This is a genomic window from Polaromonas sp. AER18D-145 (assembly GCF_002379095.1).
GTDB lineage: Bacteria > Pseudomonadota > Gammaproteobacteria > Burkholderiales > Burkholderiaceae_C > Polaromonas.
Window position 1 is genome coordinate 17,543 of the sequence record NZ_NBZV01000011.1, and the last position, 12,112, is coordinate 29,654.

Below are 12,112 nucleotides of genomic sequence, written 5' to 3' on the forward strand. Positions count from 1 at the left end.
GCTATTTCTTCAGGGCTGCCAGCTTGCTGAAGGCGGATTCCATCGCCGTTGATGCAGCCGGCTGCGGCGCCCTGCCCTGCCCGCCACCATAGTTGCCGCCGCGGTTGGGGTTCTGGCCCGGCCGCGCGCCTTCAAAGCGGTTGTCGCGCGGGCCGTCGCGGCGCGCCGGGGAAGCGTCGAGCTTCATGGTCAGGGCGATGCGCTTGCGCGCCACGTCCACCTCGGTCACGCGCACTTTCACGATGTCGCCGGTCTTGACCACCTCGCGCGCGTCGGTCACGAACTTGTTGGACAGCTGGCTCACATGGACCAGGCCGTCCTGGTGCACGCCGATGTCGATGAAGGCGCCGAAGGCGGCCACGTTGCTGACCGTGCCTTCCAGCGTCATGCCTTCTTTCAGGTCCTTGATGTCTTCGACGCCGTCGTTGAAACGCGCCACTTTGAAGTCGGGACGCGGGTCACGGCCGGGTTTTTCGAGCTCGGCCAGGATGTCCTTGACGGTGATGACACCGAACTGCTCGTTGGCAAACAGCTCGGGCTTGAGCGTCTTGAGCATCTCGGCGCGGCCCATGAGTTCGGCCACCGGCTTGCCGGTGTGGGCCATGATTTTTTCGACCACCGGGTAGGTTTCGGGGTGCACACCCGTCATGTCCAGCGGGTTGCTGCTGGCGCGCAGGCGCAAGAAGCCCGCACTCTGCTCGAAGGTCTTGGCACCGAGGCCGGTGACCTTCAGCAAATCGGCGCGGCTGGCAAAGGCACCGTTGGCGTCGCGCCAGCGCACCACCGCCTTGGCCACGGTGTTGCTCAGGCCCGAGACACGCGCCAGCAGCGGCACACTCGCGGTGTTCAGGTCCACGCCCACGCTGTTCACGCAGTCCTCCACCACGGTGTCCAGGCTGCGCATCAGGTCGCTCTGGTTTACGTCGTGCTGGTACTGGCCCACGCCGATGGACTTGGGGTCTATCTTCACGAGTTCGGCCAACGGGTCCTGCAGGCGGCGCGCAATGCTGGCGGCACCGCGCAGGCTGACGTCCACGTCGGGCATTTCCTGCGAAGCAAATTCGCTGGCCGAATAGACCGAGGCGCCGGCTTCGCTGACGACGACTTTCTCGATGACCTGTTCAACCTTGGCCATGCCCTTGATCAGGTCGGCGGCCAGTTTGTCGGTTTCGCGGCTGGCGGTGCCGTTGCCGATGGCGATCAGGTTGACGCCGTGTTTTTCGCAGAGTTTGGCCAGGGTGTGCAGCGAGCCGTCCCAGTCCTTGCGCGGCTCGTGCGGAAAGACCGTGGCGGTTTCGACCAGCTTGCCGGTGGCGTCGACCACCGCGACCTTGACACCGGTGCGTATGCCGGGGTCCAGGCCCATGACCACACGCGGGCCGGCCGGCGCGGCCAGCAGCAGGTCGCGCAGGTTGTCGGCAAACACCTTGATGGCGACCTTCTCGGCCTCCTCGCGCAGGCGGCTGAACAGATCGCGTTCAATGGACAGGCTGAGTTTGACGCGCCAGGTCCAGGCCACACATTTGCGCAACAGGTCGTCGGCCGCCCTGCCCTTGTGGCTCCAGCCCAGGTGCACGGCAATTTTTCCTTCGGCGATGCTTGGCTGGCCGGCTTCCGGGGGCACCGGCAGCACGAGCTTGGCGTCCAGGATTTCGAGCCCGCGGCCGCGGAACACCGCCAGCGCCCGGTGCGAAGGCACGCGGCCGATGGGCTCGTCGTAGTCGAAGTAGTCGCGGAACTTGCTGTTGTCGGCGTTGTTTTCATCCTTGCCGGTGACCAGCTTGGACGAGAGCAGGCCTTCGCTCCAGAGCCACTGGCGCAGCGACTGCAGCAGCGCGGCGTCTTCGGCCCAGCGCTCGGACAGGATGTCGCGCACGCCGTCGAGCACGGCCTGCACGGTGGTGAAGTCGTCGCCGTTTTCGCTTTTTTCGGCTTTCACGAAAGCCACCGCCTCGTCCGCCGGCACGAGCGCCGGATCGGCAAACAGCTTGTCGGCCAGCGGTTCGATGCCGGCCTCGCGCGCGATCTGGCCCTTGGTGCGGCGTTTCTGCTTGAAGGGCAGGTACAGGTCTTCCAGCTCCTGCTTGGTCGGTGCCGCCGCAATCGCGGCGATCAGTTCGGGCGTCAGCTTGCCCTGCTCTTCAATGCTTTTCAGCACCGATTCGCGCCGCTCCTGCAGCTCGCGCAGATAGCCGAGACGGAACTCGAGTTCGCGCAGCTGGATGTCGTCCAGACCGCCGGTGACTTCCTTGCGGTAACGCGCGATAAAAGGCACGGTGGCGCCGCCATCGAGCAGCTCGACGGCGGTCTTGACCTGGTGTTCCTGGACCTTGATTTCCGCCGCGATCTGGCGAATGATTTTTTGCATGAAGTGAAGCGATTCGTCGTTGGCTGTGAATGGGGGGCCGGGTTGGCGCCGGGCCTCAAACCACGGCGTCAAGGGTCGGAATTGTCCCACAGCGGAAAGCCCTGGCCTGGCAGCGTGGCCGGGTTCCTAGGAGCCTGTCGGGCTTGGGGCGTCGAAAGCGAAAATCGGCCTCGGCGAGGACAGTTTTTGCCGGATTTGCAGGCCCATAGCCCAGCTATGGGACAAAAAGACGGTGAAAAATGGACCGCTGCGGTCGATTTGCAGCCGACGATTCCCAAGTCCGACAGGCTCCTAGACGTCGGCAGGCCCCACCGGTCCGGCGCAGAGTTCGGGATCCAGCGGCAAGGTCAGCTGCACGCGGGTACCGCCGCCGAACTTGCTCGCGATCGTCAGTTCACCGCCCATCAGCCGGGCGCGCTGGCGCATGTTCTCCAGGCCCTTGCCGATTGCTTCCGACGCCATGTTGTGCGCGATGCCCACGCCGTTGTCCCGCACCTCGAACTCCATGCAGCCCATGTCCGCCGCGTAGCGGCAGGACACGATAACCCGGGAGGCCTTTGCATGGCGCATGACATTGGACAGGCACTCCTGCGCAATGCGAAGAACCTGCCGTGCCTCCTCGCCGCGAACGGTTTCCAGGGCGCTGCATATCTCAACCTCCCAGACCATGTGGATGCCCAGCTTGTCGAGGGGGCGCTGCACCCGGTAGCGCAGGGAGCCCAGTGCTTCGACGATGTTCTGGTCCTCCGACTCGATGCCGTCCACCGTCAGCTTGATGTCCAGCAGGCATTGTTCGAGCGCCAGGCCCAGGGCTTGCTGTTCAGGCGCGCAGTGGTCCAGCGACGACAGGATGCTGACAATCTGGGAGGCGACACCATCGTGCAGGTCCCGCGCAATGCGGTGGCGCTCATGGAGAATGGCGGAAGCGGTCGCCTCCGTCTCGTGACTGCTCCCGGCCCAAGGAGAGTCGCCCGCGCTCAGAACGCTCAGGCGCCCGCGTCGCGTCACCCACTGCCAGACCACCAGCAGGAGCAGCACGTAAAAGTGCTTGAAAAGGATGGCGCTGTCGTCGGTGGTGTCTGCCAGTGTCACCTGCTGGATACAGATGCCCAGTCCCAGCATGCTGCCTGTCAGGGCCAACCAGCCCGGGTAGCTGCGCGGCAGGTAGACGCAGGCAGCGATGGCGATGGTCAGCAACATGGCCGAGAGCAGGTTCAGTACCATCCAGGGCACAGGCACATCTGCCCCGCCGGCGTTGCCGTTGTAATACAGCGCCGTCGCTCCCGCTACGGCTTGCACCCCGAGGATCCAGTAAATTCCGGCGCTGGCCACGTGCACCACGGTGAACAGGAAGTAGGCCGCGCTGATGATCAGGAACTGAACCCCCAACTGTGCAACGTAGGCCCCGTGCGGTGATCCTGCCTTGAAACCCAGCCCCATGCTGACCAGAAAATGGGTCAGCCATAGCAGCAGCGCCAGCAGCAGAGCCCCGGGTAGGGCGGCGCTGAAAAAACCGCGTTGCAACGGACCCGGGTTGGAGGATTCAGGCCGCGCCGGAGACGCGGCCGGGCGCACAGGCTTGGCGTGCGTATGGACCAGACCATCGGGAACTGTGCGCAAGGACATGATGGTCCCCTAGAACAGGCCGCGATGCGCCGCATAACTGACCGCCTGGGCCCGGCTGCGCACATGGAGCTTGCGGTAGATGTTCTTGATGTGGGAGTTGACCGTCTGGCAACTGACGGCAAGCCGCGCGCCAATTTCGTTGCTGGTGTAACCCGCAGCCACCAGCTTCAGCACTTCCTTTTCGCGATCCGACAGCCTCTTGTTGCTCGTTCCATTGGAGGAATGCCCGGGGTCCTGATCATTGTGCAGCTTGCGCAGCAGCCGCCGCGCGAGGTGGGGCGTGATGGAGGCGCCGCCATTGGCCACCTGCAGCACGGCTTCGGGAAAGTTGCCGAACCAGGAGTTCTTGACGAAGTAGCCGGTGGCACCCAGTGTGAAGGCGCGCAAGGCGTGTTCCTCGTCTTCCAGGGTGGAGATCACCACCGCCTCGGCCATGGGCCTGACGGTTTTCATGTGGTCGATCAGGTCGAACCCGGTGCCGTCGCCCAGATTGAGGTCCACCAGCATCACGTCGAACTCAAGCTGCGAAATCAGGCGACGGCCCTCGCGCATGCTGCTGGCCTCTCCCACCACGTCGGTGCGCAGGTCACCCAGCAATTCCTGCGAGATCACCTTGCGGATGTGGGGATCGTCATCGATCAGCAGGACCCGCACCGGCTGCCCGGGCTGGCCGTGGAGGAAGTTGGGCCACTGGGAGGGGGGGCCCTCGTGTGATGCCTGCAGGCCTGGCTGAATTCCGCGAATATCGCGGGGCGGGGGCTGCAACGCAGCCGTGGTCTGGATGATGTTTTGCATAACTTCCCTGTACTGTTTTTTACCTGCTCTTCAACGGAACCGGTGCAAGTCTGGAGAGCGGACACCTGTTGCGGTATGACCCGCATCAAAAAAATCCCGGATGGTGCCGCTGGCATCGACCCGTGGTTTCACTGAACACCCTTGCGCCTGGTTGTTTGCCCACTCCCAAAATTTTGCTGAAAACCTTCGCTGATTCGTTACATCAAGTCACGTGGGGCGCGACGCAGAAACATCGAACATCCGTGATTTTTTTGACACAACGAAGTAATTAGGTCCCAAATAGGTGACCCCATTGATGTTTATTTCTGCGTGTTTCCTTGGATACAACTTGTTACTAACTATTCCCATTCACCGAAGCATCTCACAAATTGATAGCGTTGTCTCCTTGAAGGGCCGTCGTCGCAACATCGATTCCTGAAAAGGGGAGAAGGCTTTTCTCCCCCGATTGAACTACTCACGACTGGTTATTGGCGTAACCCTGCGCCGTACCCAAACTCCACCTCGACAACGCCGAAAGAGCGGCCGATTCCCAAAGGAAAAAGCTGTCCTCCACCGCGAAGTCACTGTGGCTGGACACCGGATTCCCCGGTGGCCAGAAGGTCTTAAGTCACTTTTTAAGGAAACTGTCATGAAAAAACTTGTACTCCTCGCCTTGTCCGCTGTTGCTACCGCCGCGATGGCTACCGGCCCGACACCTGCCAGCGAAATCACGATCCGCGGCAACTCGGCCCAGATCGCGGTACTGTCCACCACAGGCGTTGTCAACACCGCCAACGGCAGTGATTCTGTGGCCCAGCAAAACCTGGCCAGCAATGCCGGTGATGTGACGATCAGCGGCAACTCGCTGCAGATCGTCGCTGCACGCGGCAGCTATGTGGGCAATACCGCGAACGCCGACACGATGGCCCAGCAGAACCTGTCGTCCAACGTCGGTGACGTCACTGTGAGTGGCAACTCGCTGCAGGCCACGCTGCTGCATAACAGCTATGTGCTCAACAGCGCCACCGGCCGCGATGCGTCAGCGGTGCAGAACATTGCTTCGAACAATGCCTGCTTCACTTGCCCCACAACCGGCGGCGGTCACGGCGGCGGCCACGGCGGCCACTGAGAGCACCGTTCCAGGGCCTCTTTCGCGCCGAATCCGCTTTCAGCCCTGGCTGATGCAACGGGTTCTGTGGTTGAAGGCCCTGGCGGGGCGTGCCGGGTCAGGCGGTGTTTGGTCCGGCACTTTCCTTTCCTTTAACGTGTGGAGATTCCGTCATGAAAACGTCATCGCAGGTAGTGGGCGTAGCCACCATGGCCGCCATGTTTCTGATGGGGTCCGCGTGGGCACAGAATGCGCCCGGCGAGGACCCGGTCATTCTGACCAAACGCATCTCGGTGCAGATGGCGCCGATTGGCGGCGCACGTCCCAGCTCGCCGCTGGAGTCCATGAACAACATGCCGGCATGGATGAAGGCCAAGGTCGCGCGTTACGAGGCCAAGGCCAATTCCGACCAGACCAACGGCATCTCGACCGACGAGGACGCGATCCGCTCGGCCAGTTCCGACGGATTCAAGAAAACCTGCATCCAGGAAGTTGGCAGCACGACGGTGGCGAGTGCCGCTCCCGGCGCCCGGCAAAACGGTCTTTCCAGCAACCAGCAGATCGTGGTGCTCAAGGGCGATCTCGTGAACATCTGCAAGTAGCCCTGGCTTTGCCGCGCGGCAGACCTGGCATGCCTTCAGGCCGTCATTTCAAAATTTTCACAATCGTCGTGGGGAGAACAACATGAAACCATCCATCCGGCTTGAACCTGTCAGGTCCCGCTTCAGTTCGCTGGCCACCGTGCTGGGCCTTGCAGGGGCCGTCCTGCTGGCGGGCTGCGCGACGCCGGCCGATCCGCGCGACGATGCAAAATTCCAGTCCTATGCCAGCGCCACCAACCGGCCCGTGGTGCGGCCCGTGCGATCGGTCTCGAGTTTTTCCGATTCGCTGATGTGCATGGACTACCTGTTCCGCGAGGCGGAGATATCCACCACGCTGATCACCAGCAAGCAGATCCCCGATTTTTCGACCCGCGTGCCGGTTGCCACGAAAGACATGATCATCACGGCGCTCTCGCAGATGTCCCGTCTCAGCAATGCCTTCCGTTATGTCGACTACGAGGTTGACATCGCGCGCCAGGACACGGTGCAGAACCTGACCACCATCCTGCTCAACAACAACCAGATCCAGCTGCAGCGCCCCGCCCTCTATTTCTCCGGCGCGATCGCGTTTGTCGACCAGAACGTGATCAACAACCGCTTCGAAGTGGGCACCGCTGCGTCGCGGCTGGACACCGGTTACAGCAAGAACCGCAACGCCACCATCATCGGGCTGGAACTGCATATCGGCGACTTCCGTTCGCGCACCCTGATCCCCGGGCTCGACTCCGCCAATGAAGTCATCATCGCGTCCGGCGGACAGGGCCTGGATCTGGCCGGCCGGATCGGCAGCTACGGCGTGCAGTTCAATGTGGGCCGCGACTATGCACAGGGCGCCGGTGCGGCCATCCGGACGCTGGTCGAGCTGGCGACCATCGAACTGGTCGGCAAATGGGCGCGTGTGCCTTACTGGCAGTGCCTGACCCTGGAGCAGACCCACCCCGACTTCCAGCGGCAGCTGCGCGACTGGTACGACCAGGGTTCGCCGCTGCTGCACAACAAACTGGTGCAGCGCTCGCTCATCAGCCATGGCTATCTCGGCGAAAACGGCACGCAGCTGGAGGAACACAGCCCGGAGTTCCGCACGGCACTGGGGCGCTTCCAGGCCGATTCCGGCATGGTGGTGTCCGGGCTGGTGGATTTCCCCACCTACGAGCGCGCCCTGCGCCATTTTGTGTCGCTGGGCAAGGACGGCAAACTTGTGCAGATCGGCTGGTCCTCCACCAGCGCATCGCCGCTGGCCAACGCGGCAGACTACCAGCGCCCGGGAGGCGCCAACCCCTACGGGCCCTCGGCCTATGGCAGCGCGGCCCCCCCCAGAAGGATCAGCCTGCAGATCGAAAACGTGCTGGTGGGACGTTCCGCCTTCGAGGTGGGCGAGCAGATCTTCCTGTCGGCGAGCCTGTCACGCGCGTCCTACATGTATTGCTTCCTGCATGAGGCGGGCGGCAAGGTGATGCGCCTGCTGCCCAATGCCACGAATCCGAACGCCTTGCTGAGCGCCAACCAGGCGATCCGCATCCCGGACTGGATGAGCCCGACGCCCGGCTTCATCATGGATTCAACCAGCGCAGGCACCGAGCGCGTGGGCTGTTTTGCGACCGATACCGACGTGGCCGGAAAACTGCCACAGTACCTGCAGGCCCCGGCGCTGGCACCGCTGCGGCAGACGACCAGCCTCGATGACATCAACAAGGCGTTTGCCAGCAGCCTGGGGCCAGATGGCTACACCTTTGCCGGTGTCCAGTGGCAGGTCGGGCCCAAGCGCGCAGTTGCGCCGGCGGCCGCCGCCGCGGCGCCGCCTGCAGCCGCGCGTTAGTCCGCTGCAGGAAGCCGGCCATGCTGCGGTTCATTTCCCGTGTCATCTGCTGCTGCCTGTGGCTGGGGTCGGTCCAGGCTGCCGGCAGCGTCCAGCAGGAGCCGGCGTTCGACGGATCGCCGCCGCCTCCGGCACCGCTGCGTGCGGCGGACCCGACGCCCGAGACGCTCAGCGCCACCCAATTGCCGCCTGCTCCGCTGCAGGCCAGGGAGCAGCCCTCTGCGCTGGAGGCGGAGGTGTCGCGCCTGCGCTCACGGGCCCTGTCGGTGGACCCGCAACCGGGCCGCGTCGCGCGGGAGCAGGCCCGCGCCGCCTGGCTGCTCGGCCTGCTGTACCTGCACGGCCTCGGCGTGACAGCCAGCCCGGGCGAGGCCGCCGTGTGGTTTGAGCGCGCGCGTGCGCTGGGTGAGCCGCTGGCCGCCGCTGGTCTGGCCTGGTGCGAGATCGATGGCTGCCGCACTGCCCCCAACCCCGCGGCAGCGCAACGCTGGATCGCGCTGCTGCGCCGGGTGGACCTGCCGCGCGCCCAGTACCTGCAGTGGCTGGCTGACGAACGGCTGTCGCCGCTACAGCTGGCAACTCCGGGCTTGCGCGGCGAACCTGCCCCCGCGACGCCCGCGCCGGACCGGCAACTGCTGCTGAGCGCGGCGCGGGGCGGCAACGTGCATGCCCGGATAGAACTGGGCTTCGAAAGTATCAGTGCCAACCGGCCCGCGGAAGCGCTGGAGCATTTTCGCGCCGCCGCACCCAGGTCGGAAGCGGCTTCTGCCAACGCGGCACTGCTGTCGGAACGCCTGCGCGTCACGCCGCCCGCCCGCAGTTCCGCCTCCGTCGCTGACACTTTTGCACGGGCGCAGCGCAATCACCGCGGCGAAGGCCAGCCGGCCAATTTCGTGGAGGCCATCCGCCTCTACCGCCTGGCGCAAAACCAGGGCAGCGAGCCGGCCAAGAGGATGCTGGAGCTGATCTTTTCCCGACCCGGCCCCGACGGACAGGTTGATATCGCCTGGATGCAGCAGCTGGCCTATCTGAACCTGTCCAGCGGCGCGCCTGCGCTGGACAGCACCACGGTTCGCCGCGCGCTGCGCCGCGAGCCGACGCCGCTGTTTGACATGCTGCCCGCCTCCCTGCGCAAGTAGGCAGGAAGGGAAAGCAAAGAGGCACGCAGGCCCCATGGCGTGCATGCCTTGCGCCGCCAAACTCCGCTACCATCCTGAGCATCAGCCCCCGCGGGGCGCGTTCACGGGAATGTGATGGCAGTCGAACAAGGCAGTGAGCTGGTCAAGGTGGTGGTGTTGCTGGCCGCGGGCGTGCTGGCCGTGCCGCTGTTCAAGCGGCTGGGTCTGGGCTCGGTGCTGGGTTATCTGGCAGCCGGCCTGGCCATCGGTCCCTTCGGCCTGGGCCTGTTTCGCGAGGCCGGCACGATCCTGCACTTGGCCGAACTTGGCGTGGTGATGTTCCTGTTTGTCATCGGGCTGGAGATGCAGCCGACCCGGCTCTGGACGCTGCGGCGCCAGATCTTCGGCCTTGGCCTGGCGCAGGTGGTGGTCTGCGGCGCCCTGCTCACGGCGCTGGGCATGGGCGCCGGGCTGAAACCGGTGGTGGCGTTCATCGCAGCCATGGGTTTTGTACTGTCATCCACCGCCATCGTCATGCAGCTGCTCGAAGAACGCGGCGACACCTCCACACCGCGTGGCCAGCGCATGGTGTCCATCCTGCTGCTGGAAGACCTCGCCATCGTGCCCTTGCTGGCGATCGTGGCCTTTCTGGCGCCGGAGGCGAACGACGGCGCGGGTGTGTCGCGCTGGGTCAGCATTGGCGTGGCGCTGGCGGCCATCATCGGCCTGGTGGCGGTGAGTCGCTGGCTGCTCAACCCGCTGTTTCGCGTGCTGGCCAAGGCCAGGGCACGCGAGGTGATGACGGCGGCCGCCCTGCTGGTGGTGCTGGGCGCCGCCCTGGCCATGCAGTGGGGCGGCCTGTCGATGGCGCTCGGTGCGTTTGCCGCGGGCGTGATGTTGTCCGAATCCACCTTCCGCCACCAGCTGGAAGCCGACATCGAGCCCTTCCGCGGCATTTTGCTCGGCCTGTTTTTCATGGGTGTGGGCATGTCGCTGGACCTCAAGCTGGTGCTGGCCGACTGGCCGCTGATTCTTGGCGGCGTGCTGGCCTACATGGCATTCAAGGGCATGGGCATTTACACCGTCGCCCGCATCACCAAGTCCAGCCATGGCGATGCCCTGCAACGCACCGCCATGATGGCCCAAGGGGGCGAATTTGCCTTTGTGCTGTATTCGGCTGCAGCCACGGCCGGCATTGTGGAGGCCAGTGTCAACGCCGTGCTGACGGCGGCCATCATCATCTCGATGGCGCTGACGCCGCTGGCCGTGTTTGCGTTGCGCTGGGTTATGCCGGACAAGCCAGGGCAGGACATGGACGGCGTGGAGAGCGTGGAGGAGGCGCAGGGCCTCAAGGGAAGCGTACTCATCATCGGTTTCGGCCGTTTCGGACAGATCGCGAGCCAGTCGCTGCTGGCGCGCGGCATCGACATCGCCCTCATCGAAAACGACACCGACATGATCCGCGCGGCGGCCCGGTTCGGCTTCAAGGTGTATTACGGCGACGGCACGCGGCTGGACGTGCTGCACGCCAGCGGCGCCGGCCATGCCCGTGCCATCCTGGTCTGTGTTGACAAGAAAGAGGCGACCAGCCGCATCGTGGAGCTGGCCAAGCATGAGTTCCCCTTGACACCGGTGCTTGCCCGCGCCTATGACCGCCAGCACGCGATTGAGCTGATACGTCTGGGGGTGGATTACCAGCTGCGGGAAACCCTGGAGTCGGCCCTGGCCTTCAGCAGTGCGGCGTTGCGCCAACTGGGCGTGCAGGAGGCCGAGGTCGCCGAAATCGCCGAAGACATCCGCCGCCGCGATGCCGAACGACTGCAGCTTCAGCTGTGCGGCGACATCAGCAGCGGCATTGACCTGATGCATGGCGGGCGCTGGACGCCGGCGCCGCTGACCAGGCCCAAGCAGTCCGGCAAGGCGCTCAACGAGCAAGCCGCCGAAGCGCTGGAGCCGGCCGGTCCCGGCGCTTCAGGCGGGCCAAAACCGGCCGGACACCGCGCGCGGCCCGACTGAGCACAAGCTTCCCGGCGCGTGCAGACAGGCTTTTTTCCTACAGACAAGCCTTCCAGCGACCACCATGATCAGGACTTCAATTCCTGGAGCCCGAACATGCGTATCCGAACCATTGTGTTGATCGTCGCCATTGTGCTGATGGCCGGTTTTGCCGCGCTCAATCTCGACGAGTTCAGCCGGCCCTCCGTGCTGAGCCTGGGCTTCACCACCGTGCAGGCGCCGCTGGGCCTGGTCATGCTGGTGCTGCTTGCCGCCGTGCTGCTGGTATTCCTGGCCACCACGCTGTACATCCAGAGCACCCACCTGCTGGAAATGCGGCAGTCCACCCGGGCGCTGACAGCCCAGCGTGAGCTGGCCGACAAGGCGGAGGCGTCACGTTTCACGGAGCTGCGCCAGTACCTCGAAGCCCAGGCCGTAGCAGCCCAGCAGCGCGAGGCCGCCCACGGCACGGTGCTGGCGGAACGGCTGGCCCAGACCCAGCAGGTGCTGATCGGCAAGATCGAGCAGTCCGGCAACACGCTGGCCGCCTATATCGGCGAGCTGGAAGACCGCCTCGAAACCCGCGAGAGCGGGCTGCGTCCAGCGCGTGCGGATACACCTTCCCTGCTTTGAGCCTGCTGGCCGGTCAGGCCTGAGGTACATCTGGCGCCTGTAAGAACCCGGGCGGCCGCACGACCAACGGGG

General features: G+C 64.7%; 9 protein-coding genes. 6 read left to right on the plus strand and 3 right to left on the minus strand.

The genetic code is table 11. From position 1 onward, the window contains the following. Position 1: 1 nt before the first annotated feature. The 3 genes from B7G52_RS07995 to B7G52_RS08005 form a co-directional block, all read right to left on the minus strand. Complete coding sequence (locus B7G52_RS07995) at positions 2-2,368, minus strand: Tex family protein (protein WP_096697094.1); 2,367 nt, start codon at positions 2,366-2,368, stop codon at positions 2-4. A 291-nt stretch (positions 2,369-2,659) separates the two neighbouring features. Beyond that, positions 2,660-3,994, minus strand: a complete 1,335-nt coding sequence (locus B7G52_RS08000; protein WP_096697095.1) for a sensor histidine kinase — start codon at positions 3,992-3,994, stop codon at positions 2,660-2,662. Between the two features lie 9 nt (positions 3,995-4,003). After that, positions 4,004-4,789: a response regulator transcription factor gene (locus tag B7G52_RS08005; protein ID WP_096697096.1), complete on the minus strand. Its 786-nt coding sequence runs from the start codon at positions 4,787-4,789 to the stop codon at positions 4,004-4,006. A gap of 628 nt (positions 4,790-5,417) precedes the next feature. Here B7G52_RS08005 and B7G52_RS08010 point away from each other — a divergent pair. From B7G52_RS08010 to B7G52_RS08035, 6 genes are all read left to right on the plus strand, one after another. Continuing rightward, on the plus strand, positions 5,418-5,897 hold the full coding sequence (locus tag B7G52_RS08010) for a hypothetical protein (protein ID WP_096697097.1): 480 nt from the start codon (positions 5,418-5,420) through the stop codon (positions 5,895-5,897). A 152-nt stretch (positions 5,898-6,049) separates the two neighbouring features. Continuing rightward, complete coding sequence (locus tag B7G52_RS08015; protein ID WP_096697098.1) at positions 6,050-6,478, plus strand: hypothetical protein; 429 nt, start codon at positions 6,050-6,052, stop codon at positions 6,476-6,478. An 82-nt stretch (positions 6,479-6,560) separates the two neighbouring features. Continuing rightward, positions 6,561-8,294 (plus strand): DUF4384 domain-containing protein, encoded by a 1,734-nt coding sequence (locus B7G52_RS08020; protein WP_096697099.1) that lies wholly within the window; start codon positions 6,561-6,563, stop codon positions 8,292-8,294. A 20-nt stretch (positions 8,295-8,314) separates the two neighbouring features. Next, complete coding sequence (locus B7G52_RS08025) at positions 8,315-9,433, plus strand: SEL1-like repeat protein (RefSeq protein WP_096697100.1); 1,119 nt, start codon at positions 8,315-8,317, stop codon at positions 9,431-9,433. Positions 9,434-9,547: 114 nt separating this feature from the next. Continuing rightward, positions 9,548-11,428, plus strand: coding sequence for a monovalent cation:proton antiporter-2 (CPA2) family protein (locus B7G52_RS08030; RefSeq protein ID WP_096697101.1), 1,881 nt, complete (start codon positions 9,548-9,550; stop codon positions 11,426-11,428). 96 nt (positions 11,429-11,524) lie between these two features. Continuing rightward, positions 11,525-12,040, plus strand: a complete 516-nt coding sequence (locus B7G52_RS08035) for a hypothetical protein (protein ID WP_096697152.1) — start codon at positions 11,525-11,527, stop codon at positions 12,038-12,040. The last annotated feature ends 72 nt before the right edge of the window (positions 12,041-12,112 follow it).